Here is a 21,722-nt window from a genome sequence, read left to right as displayed (position 1 = left end):
CGCGATCCTCATGTCGGCTCGACGATCGTTCCCGGGTCGTGCCGCAGCAGAGTCGTCAGCGCGCCCGCCGCGACATCCCAGGTGAAACGAGCGGCCTGCGCCGTTGCGGCCTCTTTCGCGGCGTCCAGCATGTCCTGGTCGGTCGCCAGCGACTCGAGCGCGCGTGCGACGCTCGTCGCGTCCGGTTCGACGATGATCGCCGCGTCCCCGACCCATTCGGCGACACCCCCGAGCGGAACAGCGACGACAGCGCACCCGGAAGCCATCGCCTCGAGCCCTGCCATGAGGAACGGGTCGGGAACCAGGGGGAGGACGCAGGCGACGTCGAACGCGCGCAGTGCCTCCGGAACGTCGTGTGCGGGCATCCAGCCGGTGAACGTGCCGCCGGCGCGGCCCACGGCGTCCTCCAGCGCCCGCATGTAGTCATCCACGGCGCTCTCGTCGTAGCCGAACGTGCGCCGACCACCGATGATGGTCAGCGAGATGTCCGTGCGACCGGCGGCGCGAAGCGCGGCCACGGCCTCAGCCGCCACCAGAAAGCCCTTGTTGGGGTCTATCCGCCCATGGCAGACGACGCGCATCGGACCGGGCGCGCGCTCCGACGGCCCCGGGTGGAAACGGGCGGTGTCGACACCGTTGTGGATCACGGAGATGCGAGCGGGATCGAGCTCCTGCTGCTCGGCGGTCCACCGGCGCACGGCATCGCTCACCGCGACGATCCGGACCGTCGCGGGCAGGTCGCGCAGGGCCCTCGCCGGGGCACCCACGAGATAGTTGTGCAGCCAGAGCACAACGGTGCGCCCCGGATGATGCCGTGCCAACAGCCCGGCGAACTGAGGGTCGTTGGCTACGACGACCGCGTCGGGATTCGTGTCGGTGAGGATCTGCGCGACCTCTCGCAGATACCGTGGTCGCCACGCGCCGTGTGCTCGCCGGATACGTCCGCACGCGGCGTACCACGCCCGTCGGGCGATCGGGAGGTCGCCGGTACCGGCCAGCCAGTCGACTCGGCCATCCGAATACGGAGTTGGTGATTGCGAGCGTGGGCTGATCACCGATGTCGATGTGTGCTGCCGATCGAGAGCTATCACCAGTTCACGGGTGACGGTCGCGATCGCACCGCCCGACGTGGAGTAGCGCTCATCCTCCGGAAGTACGAACGTGATGTCGATAGGCGTCACGGTCCGCCCCTCAGCGTCTCCCACGTCTGCTGCCACGAAAGCTCGTTCGCACGCTCGCGCGCGCGTGACGCGAGATCCGCCCGTCGCTGGGGGTCGTCCAGCAGTGCACTCAGCACGCGCGCCAACGCGGACGGGTCCTCGCGGGGGAACAGCACACCGGCATCCATGACGAGCTCCGGCGAGCCGCCGGTTGCACTGACGACGACAGCTCTTCCGAGAGCCAGACCTTCGAGAGTGGTCAAACCGAACGGTTCATCCCACCGCGAGGGGACGACGTGGATGTCCGTCGCCGCGATCGCACCGGGAACGCTCTTGCGAGGGAGGTGGCCCAGGCGAACGACCTCGATTCCCGCGTGCTTCAGCTCCTCGGCCTGCGCGTCGATCAGCCGGCTGTACGGGCCCCCGTCCGACCGACCCCAGTTGGTGTCCCCGACAAGCTGGACTCGGAAGTCGCGGCGGGACTCCGCGATTTCCAGACAGGCGGCCAGCAGGACATCGACGCCCTTCTCGACCGCCACTCGTCCCACGAAGCCGATGGTCGTGAGATTACCGGTCGGCAAGGGAACGGCTTCGCTGAACGAAGCACCGTTCAAGACGTGCGAGACGCTCAACGGCGTCAACCCATACGCTGCCTCGACCGCGCGTGCGAGATACCGGCTGACCGCCACCGATCGGATGTTGCTCGCGGCGAATCTCCGCCGGAATCGGTCTCCTGCGAGTTCCAGATTGTGGAACCAGTGCACGACGTGTGCGGAGGGAAACGCGCGGGCGAGGGCGACCGCGACCTCCGGATCGTTGTTCACGATGATCTGCCGCGCGTTGAGCACGCGCAGCGCCGCACGGACATCGCGGGCGTATTCGCGCTGGTCCGGGCGGGCCCAACCGTCGACGCGGCGGCGCGCGCGTCGGATCTGTTCTCGGACGCGGCCGTGCGGACCGCTCTTCGAGGGCACGTAGACGAGGGGGTAGCCGGTGATGGGTGATCCGGGCCCTTTGCGCGAGATCACGGTTGGCGCATCCTCACCGGCTACGCGAACGACTTCCAGGATGCAGGTCGCGATGGCGCCACTGTGCGATGTCGTGTATGTCTCGCGGCTGTTGTTCACGATGACCGTGCCGCTGCTCAATCGAACTCTCCCCGCCAGTAGCGCTGCTGTGGGGGAAGCGAAGTCAATCGGAATCGTTCGGTGGGTTTCGCGAAGGGCGTCGCGACGACGGCGGCGATGGGGTGATCCTGTCGAGTGCGCCATCGCGCCAGCTCGCGCGCGTAGTAGTCGGCGTGCGCCGACCATGCGGACTTGCGCTCCATGTAGTCCTGGCTGCGCACCCGCGAATAGTGCCGGATGCCGGCCTCGACCGGGATCACGCGATGCACGACGGCGTCACGGGCGTGGAGGGGGCTTGTCGAATCGGGACGGAAGTCCGTTCGGTACAGCGCGACCTCCGCCTGACGTGCATGGACGAGTCGGCTGCCTGCGCGGACGGCCATCGGCGCCGGGTAGTGCGCGTAGGGACGCCACCACCTTGTCGATGTCTCGAGGAGTCGGCCGCTGCTCGATCGACCCATGAAGTAGCGAGACGGGTAGTCGAGGCCGCCGGCACCATGTCTCTCGGCCTCCTCTATGCAGGCGACGAAGGTCTCCAGATTCCCGACGACCTCGTCGCTGTCGAGCTGGATGACCCAGTCGGCGTCAGCGGATGCCCGTCGGAGCGCCTGGGATCGCTGAAGTGTCTCGGCCTCGAGCGCGTGAATATCGGGTCGGGCGAATGACCCGGGTACGAAGTCGAGCTTGCCTGCGGAATCGATACGGCGTAGTCGTCGCAAGCACTCCTCGACGGGGATGGGTCCGCCTGACCACGATGTGGCGTTCTCGTCGTACGAGACGACGAGGCGATCCACGACGTCGTAGTAGGACAGGACGCTCTCCTCGATCCACCAGGGGTCGGCGGCGAGGACGTATCCCGTCAGACGCACGTACTCTCCTCGGTGTGATGTGTGATCTCGCGCTCGCGCTCGGCCACACGCACATCGTATGCCTCGCCGTGGAAACGTGCCCGTCGCGGATCCCGGAGGAATCGATGCACCTCGTGCGATGCTATCGTTGATCGGCGTGCGCTCAGGTTGCTCCGGGGCCGCGGTGGCATCTTATTGGGGGATCAGAGCCGAATGGTTGACAGCGCGATCACTGTGTCCGACCTGTCGAAGTCGTACCGCATTCAGGTGGCGGGTGAACATGTCGACCGCATCACGACCGCGGTCATCAACCGCATCCGTCATCCGCTGACGCGGACGCACTTCGAGGACTTCGAGGCGCTGCGGGACATGTCTTTCGAGATCCCGTGGGGCGAAGCCGTCGGCATCGTTGGTCGCAACGGAGCAGGCAAGAGCACGCTGCTGAAGCTGCTCACCCGGATCACCGCGCCGACCGGCGGCATCATCGACCTCGGAGGACGAGTCGGCTCGCTGCTCGAGGTCGGAACCGGCTTCTCCGGGGAGCTGACGGGACGCGAGAACATCTATCAGAACGGCGCTCTGCTGGGCATGGGCCGCAAGGAGATCAAGCGTCGGTTCGACGAGATCGTCGACTTCTCGGGGGTTGAGAAGTTCCTGGACGTACCGGTGAAGCGCTACTCGTCGGGCATGTACGTGCGACTCGCCTTCTCGGTCGCGGCGCACCTCGACACCGAGATTCTCGCCATCGACGAGGTTCTCGCCGTGGGCGACGCCGAATTCCAAGCCAAGTCGCTCGCGAAGATGCGCGACGTCGCGCGTGACGGTCGCACAGTGCTCTACGTGAGCCATCAGATGAACACCGTGACGGCGCTCTGCACCTCGGCGATGTTCCTCGACAAGGGCACGCTCGGGTATTACGGCACCGTGGACGGGGCGATCAAGCACTATCGCGACACGTTCGAGAAGTTCCAGCTCGAACAGTTGGATGCGCACAAGCGTCCAGGTTCCGGACAGCTACGCCTTTCGCGCGTCGCCGTGACCGAGCAGACGCAAGAGCCTGACGACGACAAGGTCATCGAGTTCACCGTCGGGCGCAACGTGGATGTGGTCGGTAAGTACTTCGTGTCGGCGCACATCACCGACGTCAACGGTGCGGTCGTCGTGCAGTGCGATTCCCGCCTGACCGGCCAGTGGTTCGATCCGTCGGACGAGCAGTCGGGCGTGCTCCGGATCAAGAACCTGTGGCTCAAGCCCGGTCGGTACACCGTCGACGTGTTCGTCTGCCAGTCGGGCGTCTTCGACGCATGGGAAGGTGCCGACGTCATCGAGGTGATCGAGCACAGTCCGTATCCTGAGCTCACCACCGATGACGCCCTTGCGCACGGCATGGTGCTCGCCGACTTTGAGTACGAGGCCCGTTGATGAACCGCACGATCGTCACGCCTCCGGGCAAGTTCAACATGCCGAACTGGCGCGAGCTCTGGGCGGCGCGCGAGATCGCCTTCCGGTTCGGCCAGAAGGATATCCTGCTCCGCTACCGCCAGACGGCGGTGGGCGTCGCCTGGGTCTTCGTGCAGCCCCTCGTATCGGCCGGTGTCTTCACGATCGTCTTCGGCGGTATCGCCCAACTGCCCAGCGGCGGAGTGCCCTACTTCATCTTCGCCTTCGCCGGGCAGCTGGGCTGGAACCTCTTCAGTAACATCGCAAACGGTGCGGCATCGTCTCTCGTCGCCAACCAGTCGCTCGTTTCCAAGGTGTTCTTCCCCCGGCTGATCGTGCCGTTGTCCGGGCTGATCTCGATCATGCTCGACTTCCTCATAGCCTTCGGTCTCTTCGTCGTGCTGCTGTTCGCCTTCCAGATCAATCCCGGTTGGCCGATCCTCGCGCTTCCGCTGTGGGTACTGCTGACAGCGGTTCTCGCCATGGGAATCGGCCTCGCGGCTTCGGCGGGGATGGTCAAGTACCGCGACGTCGCATACTTCCTGCCCTGGGTCTTCCAGGTGCTCATGTATGGCTCGCCCATCGCGTATTCGCTCGAAGCCGTGCCGCCTGACCTCCTCTGGCTCTTCAATATCAACCCGATCACGTGGCTGATGGAGGGCTATCGCTGGTCGCTCCTCGGGCAGTCCGCCCCGGAACTCTGGCAGGTGTTGAGTCTCATCGGCGCCGCGCTCGTCAGCATCGTCGTGGGACTGATCATCTTCCAACGCGCGGAGCGTGCGTTCGCGGACATCATCTAGGCGCGCCGGTGGCGGCGGAGGGCGCTCCTTTGCGCATCGCGATGATCTCGTATTACCTGCCCAGCGGCAGCAAGATCGGCGTTGGCTATCAAGCCCACGAGTTGGCGAACGCCCTCGTCGCGAACGGGCACCATGTCGACATGTTCTCGGCTTGTCCGCCGGTCGATGGGGCGCTATACGGCCATCGTGAGATCAAGCTGTCGGGGAATCTCCAGACCTTTCGATTCGCGCGCGCGCTCCGGCGCGTCGATTTCGTTTCGTACGACGTGATCCACGCCCACGGCGACGACTACTGGTTGTGGCGCCGCCGCGTGCCCACCCATGTGCGCACCATGCACGGGACCGGGTTCGAGGAAGCCCTGCGCATCCCGGGGTTCAAAGAGAAGCTGCGGATGCTCCTGCTCGGACTGACCGAGGTGCTCGCTTCGCTCGTCGCGGACGCTACCGTCGCCGTTTCGCCGCAGACGAGACGATGGATGCCCTGGGTGCGGCGCGTCATCCCGAACGGTGTCGACACGGGGCGTTTCCGGCCAGACCCGGCGAGGCGGGGGGGCGCTCCCACCGTCCTCTTCGTTGGCACGTGGGGCAACCGCAAGCGCGGGAGCTCGCTCGCACAGGTGTTCCAGCGCGATGTCCTTCCCGCGCTCCCCGACGCCCGGCTCGAGATGGTCTGCCGTGACGCACCGGACGACCCCGGGCCGGGCATCACTGTGCTCGGGGAGCTGACGGATGCTGAGCTCGTCGAGGCGTATCAGCGGGCATGGGTGTTCTGTCTCCCGTCAGAGTACGAGGGGTTCGGCATTCCGTATGCCGAAGCGATGGCGTGCGGCGTGCCCGTGGTCGCGACACCCAACGTCGGTGCGCGGTATGTCACCGATGAGGGTCGGGCAGGCGTGCTCAGTGACCTCGATTCACTCGGTGGCGCGCTTCTTCGAGTGCTGACGGAGGACGACGAGCGCGCGAGACTCGCGGAGGTGAGCCGTGAGCGGTCGCAGGCATTCGCCCTCTCATCGGTTGTCGCGGCGTACGAGGCGGTCTACCGTCGGGAGCGCTGAGCCCGGCCCCTGGCTCGGAACCGCGGCGTCTCGCTCGGTTGGTCGATCGGATGCTGAATCATTCGTGGTGCGCGGGCGGATACGGTGTTCGTGCGTCACCGGAAGCATGCGCTCCGCCGTCGCTCGTGGCGGCAGGCCGCCCGTCCTTGTCATGGGATGATGGCGCGCGGGTGACGGGTGTGCGTACTCTATTGGCCGACTACTGGAGACGCGAGGGGAAGCCCGTGACGTACTACATTCTTCTGCTGCTGGCGAAGCTCATCCCCGGTAGCACTCGTCGACAGCGGTTCGTTGCGGCGGTGCGTCAGCGGTTCAGCGTGAGGGCTATCATCGACGCGGCCATAGCAGAGCAGCGCGCGTCACTCGAAACTCTGATCTACCGCACCCAGATGGCCGAGGCGCCTGTGACCATGACCGTAGACCAGACCCTGGATGCTCTGATCGAAGGCAAGTCGATCGCGCGCTTCGGCGCAGGGGATTTGTCGACGATGGATGGCTGGTTCGAGATGTTCCAGACCCCCGGGGTCGAGCTGACCCGACGACTGCGAGAGGTACTCGTCTCAGACGAGAGCGATCTGCTGGTCGCGATCCCGAGCTTCGCCTATGAACTGAGCCCCGAACTTCTCGAGGGCATGCGGGACTATTTCCTGCGCTGGGCACCCCACCTGCGCCGGATTCTGAATCCGTATCTGCGAACCAGCAAGAGGTACGCGGCCACGGAGGTGTCGCTGGGACACAGCACGTTTGGACCGGGGTTCGACCGTCGCGCCTACTTCGAGAGGTGTCGGCAGATCTGGGACGGCGCGCCGGTCGTCCTCATCCATGGCGAAGGCATCTTCGACGGCTTCACGCATGACATCTTCGACAACGCAGCCTCAGTGGATCACATCCTGGCACCGAGGCAGAACGCGTTCGACGAGTACGACGACATCCTGCGCCGCGCTTCGCTGGCGCCGAAGGAATGCCTCATGATCGCGATACTGGGCCCCACCGCGACCGTACTCGCCTACGATCTCCACCGCGCCGGCTACCGTGCCCTCGACCTCGGCCACATCGCCAAGTCCTACGAATGGTGGCGGAACGAAAGGACAGCGGCGACCGAGGAGTTCTTCGCCGCGGACTGAGGAGACGGACTCGCTGAATCCGCCGGCCGTTCCTGTCTGCAGCCGGTCTACCTATGCGCGCGTCTCGCGCAGTCTTTGAAGGATCGCGTCGGCCGGTGCGAGCGGCGCGAATCGCAGCGCCCAGAGCACGTCGGAGGCTGCTGATCCCCAGCGCCTCGCGCGTGCCTCCGCGCGTGCATGCCGGAGCGCTCCCCACCATGCATAACGGCCATTGGCGCGGAGGCTTTCGCGGTGCGCAGAGACGAGTGGTGCATCGCCGCCGGCTTGTGCGCGTCTGAGATGGGCGCGCACGATGCGGTGGATCGAGTGGGTGAGCTCTCGGTGGCGAGAGGTCGTGTTCGCTCCGTGCAATCGATAGTCGAAGAGCGTCTCGGGCGAAAACACGAAATCGCCACGCTCAGAGAGGCTCAGGACGAGATCGAGGTCTTCAGCGAGGCGCAGTTCGACGTCGAAGCCGCCGACCGCCTCGAAGTCGGCGCGACGGATCATTAGGTTGCCCAGCAGGATCCCGGTGCGCCGCCGCGCGACGTCGAATCGATCGCGCACGGCGGTCTGATCGGCCTCGATGAGCACGTTGTCGTCGGCATCGATGGTGCGCATGCCGCAATAGCACGCGACGGCATCGGGCGCGGACGTCAGCTGAGCCGCCTGCCGTGCGAGTCGTTCGGGGTGGGACAGGTCGTCGTCGTCGAAGAATACGAGCAGCTCTCCGCTCGCGGCGGCGGCTCCCGCATTCCTCGCCGCCGATACCCCGGCGGGAGCGTGACGTAGTATTCGCGCGGACGGCAGCGCGTTCGCGACGGCCGCGTCTATTGCGGAAGGATCTGGAGAACCGTCGTCGACGACTATCGTCTCTACACGCGGATGTGTCTGGACGGCCAGCGAGCCGAGGGCCGCGGACAGGAAGGGGCTCACGCGATTCGTTGCAACGACGACGCTCACGAGCGGCGCGTCAATTGCCGAAGAATCGACCGGTCCCCGGCTCACGATGGGGAGGGGACGCCTGTGGGAAGCTGCACGGGCCATCCCGCATCCCAGATCGGGGCGAAGCGGGGGCTGTCGAGAACTACCGACATGTGCCGAGTCCTCAGGTCGAGGGCATCGGACCGGCGGAACCATGCGTGGGCGAGACCGACCTGGATGTCGCGAAGGACCCGGCCGAACTCGGAGTCTGCGGGGACGTATCCCGTGCCGTAGATGTCGGAAGTGATGTCCCGCACTCTCATGAGAGTCTCGCGCACAGGCATACCGACGGTGTGAATCCACGCCGCCTCTTCGCTGGTGAACACCCCCGCGCGTTCCGTACGCACTCGATCTATGTACTGGGCGTAGCCGCGCAGGCCGAGGGCCAGCATGTCGAGGGAACTCATCGCATCGGCCAGGGCCGTGACATCGTGGGAGCCGGTGTTCACGCCTGCCTGGCGCTTCGAACGGACGAGCTGGAGGGTCAGGTCGACGAGGTGCTGCGCTGCCCCGACCATCACTCCCATGAACGGGAAGAAGTGTGCACCCGTGTCGCCCGTGATCTCGAAACTCCAGCCGCGCGGCACTTCTACGGGTCCGGTGAGTTCGTAGGAAGCGCTCCCCGATGACCGCAGGCCGAGCGGATTCCAGTCGTCGATCTGACGGAGCTTGTCTGAAGGCACCCAGACGCCGATCGCCTTGTGTACGCCGGTCGCTTTGTCGATCACGGGCTCGCCCGCTGCGTCGAAGACGTTTGCCCCCGCGAGCCATCGATCGGCATGGTAGCCGCCGCTTCCGAGCCGCCAGCGCGCCTGCTCGATCCGGTACATATCGGTGCCAGTCTCGATGGCGCGCGCGGGCGGAGTTGCCGAGAAGACGGTGGGGAGGTCCAGGCTCGGATACAGCTGGGTGAAGGACTCCTCATCGAGACGACCGGCGAGTTCGCTGTGAGAACTCAACCAGTGCACCACCCATGCCATCCCGGCGTCGATGCGCGCCACCTGTGACACCGCCTCGAGCCGGTCGGCGTAGGGCGCATCGAGTCCCCCTCGATTGGCCGGGAACGTCCAAAGGTAGACGCCGGTAGCCCGCAGAGCGCCGCCGGCGAGCGGTGTGGTTCGGCCGATTCGGTCGCTTTCGGGAACCTCCTGCCTGAGGAGGGGCTTGATCTTGTCCAGGTTGCGGAAGACCGCGGCGATCGACAGGGGCGCCTCAAGGCCGAGCGCGATGATGCGCGGATCGTCCCGCACGACGTCACCCTTCGGAACGGGCTCGTCGGCCGTGTTCGACCGTCCGGCCGACGCGCGTGGTGGCGTTGCGGGTGCTGCGGGCGGCACTGTGACCGGTGCCGACGTTCGGCGGGCTCGGGGACGACCGCGAAGTCGGCGGATCAAGAAATAGAACAATCCACCGCCCGCGATGAGCGCGAGGCAGAGCAGCGCCGAAACCATAGTCACGAGCAGAGCGAGGAGTTGGTCGGTGGTCACGAGCACCCTCTCCGTTCGCGGCGACGCGCTTGCGCGCGCCCCCGCGCCCCAGTCGCTTTGTATTCTTGCATGATCATCAACGGTTCTCCGCGGAGTCGGGCCCGTCGGCAGCGACACGCGGCCACGGGGAGTCCCACACGCCGGACGAGGTTGAGCCGGTGAGCACGCCGTGAACCCGCTCTCGCTTGCCGGGAGTGATGGTGAGACGGAAGAGCACGTGCGCCAGGATGACGTCGATGTCGCGAAGCGCACGCGCGAACTCAGACCCTGCCGGCACGTAGCGCGTGCCGCTGAGATCAGTGCTGATGCCCCGGATCTTCAGCAGTAGGTCGCGCACCGGCACGCCGGCGCTATGCACCCAGTTCGATTCGTCCACCGTCAGTGCGCGAGACGTGCGCGCTTCGCGTGCTCCGTCGATGTATGAGGCATACCCGCGAAGCCCCAGGACGAGCATGTCGAGAGACGCCAGTGCATCACCGAGCACGCTCGCGGCGTAGGCGTCCACGGGCTCGGTGCGCGGACCGCTCAAGGTCTCGACGGTGAGGTCGATGAGATGTTGAGCTACACCCATGGCGATACCGAAGAAGGGGAAACGGAATGGCCGCAGATCGCGAGTGTCGTTGTAGGTATGATGCCGCGGGATCTCGACGGCCTCGATCAGTTCATACGACGAGCTTCCCGATGAACGCACTCCGAGCGGATCCCAGTCATCGATCTGGCGCACCTTGTCCGCCGGCAGCCAGGCGCCGATGACCTTCTGCCAGCCCGTCTCTTCGTCGAGGACGGGATTGCCGGCGGCGTCCCACACTTTGGCCCCGCCGATCCATCGTTCCGCGTGATAGCCACCGCTGCCCAGCCGCCAGCGCGCGGGCTCGATGAGATACTTGTCGCCGGCGATCTCGATAGCGCGAGCGAACGGGACCGCCGAGTAGACGGTCGGCACGTCGGCAGTCGGATACAGGTAGGCGCATGCCTCGTCGTCGAGGTATGCGACGCAATCTCCGTGGCTGCTGAGGATGACCATCGTCCACGCCATCCCGGCGTCGATGCGCGCGACCTGCGAGGCTGCTTCGAGCCTGTCGGCATGCGATGCATCGAGACCGCCGCGCTCGGCGGGAAAGCACCACAGGAAGAGACCCGCCGATCGTAGAGCACGGCCCGCCAGTGGCGTGGTGCGAGCCATTCGGTCGCTCTCAGCAGCCTCGGCGCGCAACAGCGGCTTGATTTTCTCGAGGTTGCGGAACACCGCTTCGGTCGAGGTCGGCGCTTCTAGTCCCAGCGCGATGATTCGCGGGTCGTCGGCGGGTGCGTCGCCCCTCGGCACCGGTTCCGATGCCGGCCGTCCGCCGCCGCGCCCCGCGCCGCCGCTCCGATTTGACTCAGCCGCCGTCGCATCCGTCACCGGTGTTTTCCTGGATTCGCGTAGCGGACGCGGATGGGCCCGCCGCCAGCGTCGCCACAGCAGGATGCCGACGATCATCCCGCCCGCGAGCGCGACGAGCAGTAGCAATCCCACCATCAATGCGACCAGCGTTATGAGCGCATCGGTCGTCATTTCATCCTCCTCGTCGGCGGTGCGGCGCGTGCGGATTCACGAGCGTAGCCCCAGAGCCACATTCTGGCACCCGCGGCGGCCCGGTATCGCGTCACGTCTTCGGCTTCAGACGCCGCTGCAGACCGTTGAGCGCCCGCATTGCGAATCGGTCCGCCCTGCTCATCGCGATGAGCATCTTCCGCAGTAAGGGCGACTTCTCGGCTCGAGGAAGCAGCCGAACGGCAAGGGACGGTACGACGCCGATCCCGACGACGATGTCGGCGAACTCCCGACGATCGGGGAACACCTTCATCGCCTCATCGTCGGTGTAGTAGTAATAGCCGGGGTTCACCGCGTCGAGGCGCGGCAGATGCCGCAGATGGGCGCTTGCTGCGGTGCGTCCGAGCTTACCCGCAGAGAATTGGCCGTACTCGTGCTGATAGGCGTCGAGAATACCCAGCGCGACATTTCCCGACACCACGTAGACGTGCGAGTAGACGAGCTGCGCCCCAGCTCGCAGTTCCAGCACGATGAGGTCGCCGGAAGCGCGGAACGCGTCGGCTTTCCCCCGGAACGCCCGTTCGCGCTCGGGATCCAGCGCGACGGCGTAGCCGCCGTTGTCGCGATCTCCTTTCCATCCCGACGCCTGCATCGCGACGAAGCGGTCGATCGCCGCCGGATCGTCGCTCGCGTCGTGCAGCGATAGGGGACCGCCGCCCGCTTCGGCCAGTCGCCGCGCCGAACGACGGAGTTCCTTGCGGGAGCTGACACTGCGATGGTCGGGATCGGTCTGAGCGACGAAAACCCGTTCATCCGGCGCGTGTTGCCCTGGGTGGACATCCACCCATGGTGCGCTGTTCGTCGCGACGACGATCGCACCGAGCGCCGGTCGTCGCTGGAGCCTCTGCATTGCCTCGGCTAAGGGCCCGAAGGCGGGATAACCCTGCAAAGGGAGATAGCCGCTGTGCAGGAGTCGACGGACCCCCCGCGCGATCACGGTCAGAGCTTCGACGGCGTGAGCTCGATCCAGCAGGGGGTAGGGCGGGCCAAGGTCGGAGGGTTCGAGGGTGCCGTACGACGCGATAGGGAGCGTCGCGGACACGTTAATCGAGAACACCCGCACCAGGCCGAGCCATTCATCGTCCTCCTCGGCCACGACGAGAAGGTGGCCGCCGCTGCTTTCACGGTCGGGACGGAGGAATCGGGGATCGAGCGCAGCGTTGGGTTCGGCGGCGCGCTCCGCCAGCGCCGTCCAGCGCTCCCATTCGTCGTCGCTCACCTCCGCTAACCGCAGCAGTCTCGCCCGCACATCCGCCTCCTCAGGTCTTCGGTTTCAGTCTGTGACGTGCGGCGCCCACGACGCGCATCGCGAACTGGTCGGCTCGCGCCAGCGCGAGGAACACCTTTCGCGCAAGCGGCGACGCTTCCGCACGCGGCAAAACTCGCACGATGAGCGACGGCACGATGCCGACACCGATGACGACGTCGAGGAACTCTCGACGGTCGGGATAGATCGTCGCAGCATCGGGGTAGTAGTCGTAGATCCCCGGGCTCACGGCGACCAGCGGCGGCTGTCGATGGGATTCCGCCAGGTGAGCGTATGCTGCCGTTCGGCCCAGCTTGCCCGCGGAGAAGTCGCCGAACTCGTGCTGGTAGGCGTCGAGAAAGCCCTCGGCGATGGCTCCGGTGACCAAGTAGACCGACGCGTAGACGCACCGCTCACCTGCCCATAGCTCCAGGACGATGAGGTCGCCGTCGGCACGGAAAGCTGCAACCTTCTCACGGAACTTCAGCTCTACCTGCGCCTCGAGGGCTACTGCGGTTCCGCCGCGCTCGCGATCACCCTTCCATCCCGAGGCCTGCATTGCGATGAAGCGGTCGATCGCCGTAGGGTCATCGCTCGCGTCGCGCAGGGTGAGAGGGCCGCCGCCGGCCTCGGCGAGCCGCCGGGCCGCGCGGCGTAGCTTCTTCCGGGTGTCGGAGCCGTGATGATCGGGATCGATTCGGGCGGGAAAGGTGTTGGTATCCGTTGCCGACCCGGCGTGGTGCGAGGTCACCTCCGCCCACGCCGCCGCATGCGACCCGATGATGATCGCGCCCAGGACCGGTCCGCGGCGGATCTCCCGGAGCGCCTCTGCGAGCGGGCCGGATGCGGGATAGCCACGCAAGATCAAGAAGCCACCTCGCAGATGTCGGCGGACGCCACGCGCAATCGCCGCGAGGGCATCAACGGCGCGCGAGTGATCGAGGAGGGGATGGGATGCGCCGAAGAGCGGCGGATCCCATGTGCCGTATGTCGGGACGCTCATCGTCGAGGAGACGTCCATCGCGAAGACGCGCAGTAGTCCGTACCATTCGCCGTTCTCCTCCGCGACGACGAACAGGTAATCGACGTCACCGCCGGAACCCTGTTCCGGGGTGAGGAACCGAGGGTCAAGCGCGAGGTTGGGCTCGGACGCCCGCTCTGCAAGTGCTCGCCAGCACGCCCAGTCCGCTTCCGTCACCTCAGCGAGCCGCAACAGCATCGCCCGCACGCCCACCTCCTGGACAATGTGCCGATCCCGGGAGGTTCCCGACACGCACACGCCTAGTATGACGGCACGAACACGGTCGCATGGGTGAGTCGCAGCGGATGGTCGTTGTCTGGGTGTGGACGTGGTCTCGTCGCGCCCTCCAGAGGTCGTGGAAGCGAGACATGCCGCTTTGGCTCGTCGCGTTCGCTCGCGATGAGAGAGCCAGGCCGCCCGGAATCGCCCTCAGGGATCCTGTCCCAGACAGGACTCGGCAGGTTCCTGCTGTCGTCCCACCGATGCATCCGCTGCGCCGGGGGTCAGCCCTCCGCGTTCCGTAGAGCACCCCCCACTTCGCGGAAGCGCTCGCCCGAGCGAGGGCACACCCACTCGTCCCCCTGGCGCTCCAGCGGCGCGCCCGCACGACCGACCCAGCCGATACGCCGCGCGGGGACTCCCGCGACGAGGGCGAAGTCGGGGACGTCTTTCGTCACGACGGCGCCGGCGGCTACCAACGCCCAGCGCCCTACCGTGGCGGGCGCGACGACGACGGATCGGGCGCCGAGTGAGGCGCCTTCGCGTACGGTCACACCGACGGCCTCCCAGTCGCTGGCGTCCTTGAGAGATCCATCCGGGTTGACGGCTCGCGGATAGTAGTCATTGGTGAAGACGACGGCCGGTCCGATGAAGACCCCGTCCTCTAGGACGGCGGGTTCGTAGAGAAGCGCATAGTTCTGAACCTTGCATCGCCTGCCGAGTCGGGTGCCCGGGCCGATATAGGCCCCGCGGCCGATGACGCACTCCTCGCCGACGAGCGCGTTCTCACGTATCTGAGCCAGGTGCCAAATGACGCTGCCGGCGCCCACGACGGCGCGCTCATCGACGTCGGCGGAGGCGGCGACTCGAGGTTCGGGTAGGTTCGTCAAGTCTTCTCCAGGTCATGGCCGAAACGCAGGCCGACTATGGTCGCACACTATCGGAACGCGGCATCCCGTACCATGGGCGCGGGAGAGGGTCGATTCGATCCGGTCGGGGGGCTTCGTGGGCAACGGTCAGCTGGGTGTCGTCGTGGTGGGCGCGGGCTACTGGGGTCCGAACCTCGTGCGCAACTTCAATCTCGGCGATGACTGGCACGTCATTGCGGTGTGCGACCTCGATCTCGAACGCGCCGAGCGGCTCGCATCGACCACACGCACCGCAGTCGCGGTCAGCTCGATAGAAGAGGCCCTCGCGCTGGACGGCGTCGATGCTGTTGCGATCGCCACGCCGGCCCGCACGCACAAGCCGATCGCCCTCGCCGCTATTGCCGCGGGCAAGCACGTTCTCACCGAGAAGCCGCTCGCCGACAATGTCGAGAGCGGGGAGCAGATGGTCGCCGCGGCCGCGGCGGCGGGCGTGATTCTGATGGCCGATCACACGTTCTGCTACACGCCCGCCGTCCTGAAGATCGCCGAACTCATCCAGGCAGGTGAGCTCGGCGACATCACGTTCGTCGACTCGGTGCGAATCAACCATGGACTCGTCCAGCCGGACGTCGATGTGTTCTGGGATCTCGCGCCGCACGATCTCTCGATCCTCGACTTCATCCTGCCGGGAGGACTGCGACCCTCGGGCGTCTCGGCCCACGGCGGCGACCCACTGGGCCTCGGCAAGGCATGCGTCGGGTATCTCGTGATGCAGCTGGGAAATGGGGTCATCGCCCACGTCCACGCCAACTGGCTGAGCCCGACGAAGATCCGTCAACTCATCGTCGGAGGCACGCGTCGGACCCTGGTATGGGACGACCTCAACCCCACCCAGCGGGTGAGCATGTACGACCGCGGCATCGATTTCATCACGGCGACCGGTGACGCCGAGCGAGCTGCGGCTCAGGTGTCGTACCGTTACGGAGACACGTGGGTGCCGGCATTGCCCGAGAAAGAGGCACTCTCGCTGATGGTGGCCGAGTTCGCCGCGTCGATCCGCGAAGAACGCCCCCCGCGTACCGACGGCCTGGCGGCCCTTCGTGTGCTCAACGTCCTGGATGCGACCACGCGGAGCCTGGACGCAGGCAGCGCGCTGGTTACTGTCGACAGCGATATCAAGGAGAGTGTCGTATGACCGAACTCGCAGGCGCCAACGTCCTCGTCACGGGTGGAGCCGGCACAATCGGATCGACCCTGGTCGACCAGCTCCTCGACGCGGGGGTCGCTCACGTCGACGTTCTGGACAACCTCGTTCGTGGCCGGGTCGCGAACCTCGACGACGCGCTCGCGTCCGGCAGGGTCACCCTCATCGAAGGGGACGTTCGCGATCGCGACACGGTGCACGACACGGTGAGGGGGAAGGACGTCGTCTTCCATCAGGCGGCGATCCGCATCACGCAGTGCGCGGAGGAGCCCCGCCTGGCGCTCGAGACGATGGTTGATGCGACGTTCAACGTGCTCGAGGCGTCTGCGGAGCATGGGGTTGCCAAGCTCATCGCCGCCTCATCGGCGTCCGTGTACGGGATGGCGGAGTCTTTCCCCACCACAGAGCGTCATCATCCCTATAACAACGACACCTTCTACGGCGCGGCGAAAACCTTCAACGAAGGCATGACGAAGAGCTTCCGGGCGATGTACGGTCTCAACTACGTGCTGCTCCGCTACTTCAACGTGTACGGACCCCGAATGGATGTCCATGGGTTCTACACCGAGGTACTCGTGCGCTGGATGGAGCGCATCGCGGACGGCAAGCCGCCGATCATCTTCGGTGACGGAAGGCAGACGATGGACTTCGTCGTCAGCACCGATATCGCCCATGCGAACATCCTTGCCGCGCAGAGTGCCGTCGACGAGGGCGTCTACAACATCGCGAGCGGCACCGAGACAAGTCTTCTCGAGCTCGCCGAAATGCTCCTCAAGGTGATGGGCTCGGACCTTTCGGTCGAGTTCGGGCCCGCTCGCGGCGTGAACGATGTCGTGCGCCGTTTGGCAGATACGTCCTCGGCAGAACGTGACCTGGGATTCCGGGCCACGACCGACTTAGAGCAGGGCCTTCGTGAGCTCGTCGAGTGGTGGCGGCCGTTGCGGGACGAGATCTCGGCGGGACGCACGACCGCGAAGACCGGCGCATGAGTCGGATCAACGTCATGCGTCCCTGGCTGGGCGCGGAAGAGATCGCGGCGGTGACCGAGGTGATCGAGTCGGGTTGGGTCGCTCAGGGCCCGAAGGTCGCGGCATTCGAGGCTGCCTTCGCCGAGAAGCAGCAGGCGGCGCACGCCGTCGCCGTGTCGAACTGCACCACCGGCCTGCACCTGGCGCTCAAGGTCGCCGGCGTGGTCGCGGGGGACGACGTGGTGGTGCCGTCCTTCTCGTTCATCGCAACCGCGAACGCTCCCACGTACGTCGGAGCCAATCCGGTATTCGCCGACGTCGACCCGGTGACCGGAAACCTCACCGCGGCGACGGTCCGGGAAGCACTCACACCGAGCACCCGCGCCGTCATCGCCGTGGATCAGGGCGGCGTTCCCGTCGACATCGACGCGATCCGTGCCGTGTGTGACCCGCTCAGCATCGTCGTCGTCGAGGACGCCGCCTGCGGTGCGGGATCGACATACAAGGGCCGTCCCGTCGGTGCCGGCGCCGAGATCGCCGCGTGGTCGTTCCACCCGCGCAAGATCTTGACGACCGGCGAAGGCGGGATGATCACCACTTCGCGCGCCGATTGGGCGGATCGGGCACGCAAGCTCCGCGAGCATGCGATGAGCGCCTCGGCGGCCGCGCGCCATGCCAGCGTCGTGTCGCCCCCCGAGGAGTACACCGAGATCGGCTTCAACTTCCGCATGACCGATCTGCAGGCGGCGGTCGGGCTCGTCCAACTGGGGAGACTCGACGAGGTCGTTCAGCGTCGACGCGAGATCGCGGCGACCTATGCGAGCGCGATCTCCGAGATCGATGGCCTCCGCGCGGTCGCCGATCCTGAATATGGCACCGCCAACTTCCAGTCGTTCTGGGTCGAGGTGTGTAGCGAGTACCCGCTCACTCGAGAGGAACTGCTTGTCGCTCTGGGAGATGCCGACGTCTCGGCGCGTCGTGGCATCATGTCGACGCACCGGGAACCCGCCTACGACCACATCGACGTCGTGCTTCCGGTCACCGAGCGGCTCACGGACAACACCCTCATCCTGCCCGTATTCCATCAGATGACCGCCGTCGAGCAGGATCGCGTGATCGACGTTCTTCGCGGAGCCTCAGCGCGCTAGTCCGCCGGAGGTGGCAGCCACGACTGGGGTACCTCGTGAACCTCGGAGTCGTACACGCGGACATAGTCGACGAGATAGTCCGCGGGAAGCAGTTCATCGGCGATGCGCGGGTCTGGCCATCTCCCTCCGACGGCGATGTTCATGATGATGTGTGCCGGGTTGTCGAAGCTCCAGAGCTGGTCGGACTCGAGGTCCGCCTTGCGGATCACGCCGAGTGTTTGATCGTCGACTGAATAGGTCACCGAATCCGCCGTCCATTCGACGGCGTACACGTGCCAGTCTCCGCTCCAGCCCGCGGGGTTCGGATGCGACTCGACCCGACTCCAGGCAGAGCCGTCCTTCTTCGCACCGACGACCCCGTTGTTCAGATCACGGGCCTGATCGACGTACTCCATGAGGTCGAGTTCGCCCACGCCAGGCCAGCTGGCGTCCGGGGCGCTGAATGTACCGAGCATCCAGAACGCCGACCACAGGCCCGAGGCAGCCGGCACCGCGATGCGCGCCTCGATGCGACCATAGCGGAACGCGGCGTAAGTCATCAGCCGTGCCGAAGTGTAGTCCGACGAGGTGCCCGATGCATCGACGGAGGGCGCTTTCCTCGCCACGATGTGCAGGATGCCGTCGGCGACATAGGAGTTCTCGTCGGACGCGGTGTAGTTCTGCAACTCCTCGTTGCCCCATCCGCCCGCGCCCTCCATGCGCTTCCAGAGCGTCGACGGCGACCCTGGTGTGTCGAACTCCTCCGACCAGACGAGCCCCTCGCCGGCCTCGACAGGCTTCGTCGGCGAGCCCGCCGACGAAGACGGTGACGGCGCGCCGGTGTCCGGCGACGGTCGGCCGACCGCGGGCTGCGCCGAACAACCGCTCAGCAGCAACGCCGCCGCGGCAATCACGCTCACCGCCGATCTGGAGCGGGGCGACAAACGACGGTCACGCTCGCGCATACGGCCGGAGGGCGTAGCGGGCGTCCCTCTGGTCTCCCCCGGAACCATCGGATGGCACCCCGTCATCTATTCCGGCCGACCCGCCCACACGCTTCTTGGTCACCTGGTACCCCCTCGGATGCAATGGTACAAGCGTTCAAGACCTCACCGGCCTGCGCACGGAGGTGATGGAATCGGCTGGAGCGCAGTCGCATCATCGTGGACGTCGGTCGCAGCGCGAGGCAGTGGGGAAAGCGGCGGTAGTGTCGGTGTCAGACCGTCCTGGAAACGAGGAGTTGTCAGCATGACCGAACGGCGTACCGTCCCCTTGGTCGATCTGGGCTGGCAGACCGCCCGCATCCGTGCCGAGGCGGATGCGGCGATCGGGCGCGTCATCGACAGGTCGAGCTTCATCCTCGGCGACGACGCCGATGCCTTCGAGCGCGCCTTTGCGAGTTATAGCGGTGTCGAGCACTGCCTCGGCGTCGGCAACGGCACGGACGCCCTCGAACTCGCCCTCGAGGCTGCTCACATCGGAGAGGGCGATGAAGTCATCCTCCCGGCGAACACGTTCGCCGCGACCGCGGAGGCCGTTGCGCGGGTCGGCGCCGTGCCGGTGCTCGTCGACTGCACCGACGACTACCTGATCTCGGTAGAGGCCGTCGCCGACGCGCTGACGCCCCGCACGCGGATGGTGGCGGCGGTCCACCTCTACGGACAGGCGGCGCCGGTCGAGGCGCTGCGTGCGGTGGTGGGCGACGGGGTCCTCATTCTCGAAGACGCCGCGCAGTCGCAGGGCGCTCGGCGCTACGGCGAGATGGCCGGGAGCCTCGGCGATCTCGCAGGGACCAGCTTCTACCCGGGCAAGAACCTGGGTGCGTTCGGCGACGCGGGCGCGGTTCTGACGAACGACGGAGAGCTCGCCGATACCGTCCGAAAGCTGCGTAACCACGGGGGCGTAGCGAGGTACGAGCACAGTCTGCTGGGACGCAATTCACGACTCGACAGCATTCAGGCGGTTGTCCTGACGGCCAAACTCGCTCACCTCGACGAGTGGAACCGGTTGCGGCGTGAAGCCGCGAACGTATACGGCGAGTTGCTGGGCGGCGACGCGCGCATCCGGCTCCCCGGCGTCGCCGATGGCAACGAGCACGTCTTCCATCTGTATGTCGTCCGGGTATCCAACCGGGATCGCATGCTCGCGGGACTCTCGGACGCCGGGATCGGCGCGGGCATCCACTACCCCAGGCCCATCCACCTGCTGCCTGCCTTCGGGTTCCTCGCGCAGGGCCCGGGCAGCTTCCTGCGAGCCGAGGCGTTCGCCGACGAGATCGTGAGCCTGCCGATGTATCCGGGCATCACGGTCGAAGATCAGCAATACGTCGCGGAGACCGTGCTCGCGCTGCTCTAGACGACGTGCTTCGCGCGCGGATGCTAACGAACGGCGCGCCGTGTCACCGACGTGCGAGCCTGCGGAGCCCGCGCTTCGTGGATCGCGCAATGTGCTCGGCACGCTCAGCCATACCCGCGGAGAAGATTCGCGGCTCGATCTCCACCCCGTACGCGACTCTTCCCGCTGGGGTGAGGCGGCGCTTGTAGTGGTCGTGGTAGCCGCCGATGTCGACCTTTGCCAGTCCGGCGCTCCGAGCCGCATTGAAGCACTCGACGGCGACTCGAGTGCCGACGGATCCGGTGGAAGTCGGCATCGCCACATCCCGAGCGGTGATCAGTCCCACGAGCGTGTCGCCGTCGATGATATTGACCGTTGACGCCACCGCGCTGCCGTCGGGCATGACGAGCGCGGTCGACATGAGCCGCTTCCTGCGCAGCAGTTCGGGCCACAGCGCCCGCAGATCGTCGGCCGCACCGGCTTCGTCATTCGGATGATCGGTCCAGCGGCCCTCCCACGTGTCGATAGACCACTCCAGCGTCGCTGGGTCGTCGTGCACGATGTCCCACTCCGCTGTCTTGCGCTCGACGCGTCGGAGGTCTTCCCACAGCCGGGTGGAGCGCCAGTACGCCTCGAAGTCGAACCCGTTCAGCGTCGCGACATAGGAGTCGAACGGTACGAGGCGGTGACGCGCGAAGTCCGCGTGCGCGTCACCGACGTGATCCACGATGAGAATGCGCAGCCCGAGTGAGGATAGGGCGGGCTCGAGCATCCCCTCTAGACACGGGATCGGCAGCGTCGGGGCGACGGTCGTCGTCGCGATCTCCCAGCGGTCCTGGCGTGCCCGGACCGTCGTCGCCAGGATCGGTTCACCGCGCTGCATCACGATGACGTTCTTCTTGGGCACGCTCGTCGGCTCCGAGAGCGTGCGATGCACGAGGCGCGCGACCTCATCGTCGGCTGGTACGAGATGCTCGAGCGCGTCCTGGAACTCGGCGCTTGGCGTCTCCTCGATGACGACCCGCAGCCCCCGCAGCCGAGCCCGCAGCGATTCGGTCATGAGGCTCAGACTCTCGACCGCACCCAACGTGGTCCCGCCTTCACTTGGTAGCATCACCGTTCGCCCTACAAGCTAG

19 protein-coding genes are annotated in these 21,722 nt (G+C 66.4%); 8 read left to right on the top strand and 11 right to left on the bottom strand.

Annotated features, from left to right (window positions below; genetic code table 11):
• Positions 1–8: 8 nt before the first annotated feature.
• Genes C2868_RS12175 through C2868_RS17485 form a run of 3 tightly spaced genes read right to left on the bottom strand, consistent with a single transcriptional unit; the run spans position 9 to position 3,156 of the window.
• Positions 9–1,181 carry a glycosyltransferase family 4 protein gene (locus C2868_RS12175; RefSeq protein WP_181003464.1) on the bottom strand — a complete coding sequence of 391 codons (1,173 nt, stop codon included), beginning with the start codon at positions 1,179–1,181 and terminating at the stop codon, positions 9–11.
• Positions 1,178–2,308: a glycosyltransferase family 4 protein gene (locus C2868_RS12170; RefSeq protein ID WP_157814024.1), complete on the bottom strand. Its 1,131-nt coding sequence runs from the start codon at positions 2,306–2,308 to the stop codon at positions 1,178–1,180. The genes C2868_RS12175 and C2868_RS12170 overlap by 4 nt, the downstream gene beginning before the upstream one ends.
• Positions 2,305–3,156, bottom strand: coding sequence for a hypothetical protein (locus tag C2868_RS17485; RefSeq protein WP_157814023.1), 852 nt, complete (start codon positions 3,154–3,156; stop codon positions 2,305–2,307). The genes C2868_RS12170 and C2868_RS17485 overlap by 4 nt, the downstream gene beginning before the upstream one ends.
• A gap of 192 nt (positions 3,157–3,348) precedes the next feature.
• Between C2868_RS17485 and C2868_RS12165 the strand changes: the two genes are divergently transcribed.
• From C2868_RS12165 to C2868_RS12150, 4 genes are all read left to right on the top strand, one after another.
• Positions 3,349–4,557: a polysaccharide ABC transporter ATP-binding protein gene (locus tag C2868_RS12165; RefSeq protein WP_100812370.1), complete on the top strand. Its 1,209-nt coding sequence runs from the start codon at positions 3,349–3,351 to the stop codon at positions 4,555–4,557.
• The gene (locus C2868_RS12160) at positions 4,557–5,375 is read left to right on the top strand and encodes an ABC transporter permease (RefSeq protein WP_036298092.1); all 819 of its coding nucleotides are present in this window, start codon (positions 4,557–4,559) and stop codon (positions 5,373–5,375) included. Before C2868_RS12165 ends, C2868_RS12160 begins: the two co-directional genes overlap by 1 nt.
• 8 nt (positions 5,376–5,383) lie before the next feature.
• Entirely contained in the window at positions 5,384–6,430 is a 1,047-nt protein-coding gene (locus C2868_RS12155; RefSeq protein ID WP_103663411.1) for a glycosyltransferase family 4 protein, read from the top strand.
• Positions 6,431–6,654: 224 nt separating this feature from the next.
• Positions 6,655–7,554, top strand: coding sequence for a GT-D fold domain-containing glycosyltransferase (locus C2868_RS12150; RefSeq protein WP_157814022.1), 900 nt, complete (start codon positions 6,655–6,657; stop codon positions 7,552–7,554).
• Positions 7,555–7,605: 51 nt separating this feature from the next.
• On the opposite strand, the gene C2868_RS17480 is transcribed toward C2868_RS12150, so the two are convergent.
• From C2868_RS17480 to C2868_RS12125, 6 genes are all read right to left on the bottom strand, one after another.
• Positions 7,606–8,496 (bottom strand): glycosyltransferase family A protein, encoded by an 891-nt coding sequence (locus C2868_RS17480; protein ID WP_181003463.1) that lies wholly within the window; start codon positions 8,494–8,496, stop codon positions 7,606–7,608.
• A gap of 41 nt (positions 8,497–8,537) precedes the next feature.
• Positions 8,538–10,004 (bottom strand): hypothetical protein, encoded by a 1,467-nt coding sequence (locus tag C2868_RS17475; protein WP_157814020.1) that lies wholly within the window; start codon positions 10,002–10,004, stop codon positions 8,538–8,540.
• Between the two features lie 76 nt (positions 10,005–10,080).
• The gene (locus tag C2868_RS12140; protein WP_100812367.1) at positions 10,081–11,559 is read right to left on the bottom strand and encodes a hypothetical protein; all 1,479 of its coding nucleotides are present in this window, start codon (positions 11,557–11,559) and stop codon (positions 10,081–10,083) included.
• Between the two features lie 91 nt (positions 11,560–11,650).
• Positions 11,651–12,817 carry a GNAT family N-acetyltransferase gene (locus C2868_RS12135; protein WP_100812366.1) on the bottom strand — a complete coding sequence of 389 codons (1,167 nt, stop codon included), beginning with the start codon at positions 12,815–12,817 and terminating at the stop codon, positions 11,651–11,653.
• A gap of 40 nt (positions 12,818–12,857) precedes the next feature.
• Positions 12,858–14,117 carry a GNAT family N-acetyltransferase gene (locus C2868_RS12130; protein ID WP_146048061.1) on the bottom strand — a complete coding sequence of 420 codons (1,260 nt, stop codon included), beginning with the start codon at positions 14,115–14,117 and terminating at the stop codon, positions 12,858–12,860.
• 251 nt (positions 14,118–14,368) lie between these two features.
• Complete coding sequence (locus C2868_RS12125) at positions 14,369–14,974, bottom strand: acyltransferase (RefSeq protein ID WP_100812364.1); 606 nt, start codon at positions 14,972–14,974, stop codon at positions 14,369–14,371.
• Between the two features lie 115 nt (positions 14,975–15,089).
• Between C2868_RS12125 and C2868_RS12120 the strand changes: the two genes are divergently transcribed.
• From C2868_RS12120 to C2868_RS12110, 3 genes are read left to right on the top strand one after another with little or no spacing between them, the layout of a single operon-like run.
• Positions 15,090–16,148, top strand: coding sequence for a Gfo/Idh/MocA family protein (locus tag C2868_RS12120; RefSeq protein WP_232711345.1), 1,059 nt, complete (start codon positions 15,090–15,092; stop codon positions 16,146–16,148).
• Positions 16,145–17,146, top strand: coding sequence for an SDR family NAD(P)-dependent oxidoreductase (locus tag C2868_RS12115; RefSeq protein WP_100812362.1), 1,002 nt, complete (start codon positions 16,145–16,147; stop codon positions 17,144–17,146). Before C2868_RS12120 ends, C2868_RS12115 begins: the two co-directional genes overlap by 4 nt.
• Positions 17,143–18,273 (top strand): DegT/DnrJ/EryC1/StrS aminotransferase family protein, encoded by a 1,131-nt coding sequence (locus tag C2868_RS12110; RefSeq protein ID WP_100812431.1) that lies wholly within the window; start codon positions 17,143–17,145, stop codon positions 18,271–18,273. Before C2868_RS12115 ends, C2868_RS12110 begins: the two co-directional genes overlap by 4 nt.
• Here C2868_RS12110 and C2868_RS12105 read toward each other — a convergent pair.
• Entirely contained in the window at positions 18,270–19,172 is a 903-nt protein-coding gene (locus tag C2868_RS12105) for a glycoside hydrolase family 16 protein (RefSeq protein ID WP_146048060.1), read from the bottom strand. The genes C2868_RS12110 and C2868_RS12105 overlap by 4 nt on opposite strands.
• A 328-nt stretch (positions 19,173–19,500) precedes the next feature.
• On the opposite strand from C2868_RS12105, the gene C2868_RS12100 reads away from it, so the two are divergent.
• The gene (locus C2868_RS12100) at positions 19,501–20,607 is read left to right on the top strand and encodes a DegT/DnrJ/EryC1/StrS aminotransferase family protein (protein ID WP_100812360.1); all 1,107 of its coding nucleotides are present in this window, start codon (positions 19,501–19,503) and stop codon (positions 20,605–20,607) included.
• A 43-nt stretch (positions 20,608–20,650) separates the two neighbouring features.
• On the opposite strand, the gene C2868_RS12095 is transcribed toward C2868_RS12100, so the two are convergent.
• Entirely contained in the window at positions 20,651–21,646 is a 996-nt protein-coding gene (locus C2868_RS12095; protein ID WP_157814019.1) for a GNAT family N-acetyltransferase, read from the bottom strand.
• Between the last annotated feature and the right edge of the window lie 76 nt (positions 21,647–21,722).

The sequence above is a fragment of the Microbacterium sp. CJ77 genome, assembly GCF_002911615.1.
Taxonomy (GTDB): Bacteria; Actinomycetota; Actinomycetes; order Actinomycetales; family Microbacteriaceae; genus Microbacterium.
This window is presented reverse-complemented; position numbering and strand designations above follow the sequence as displayed.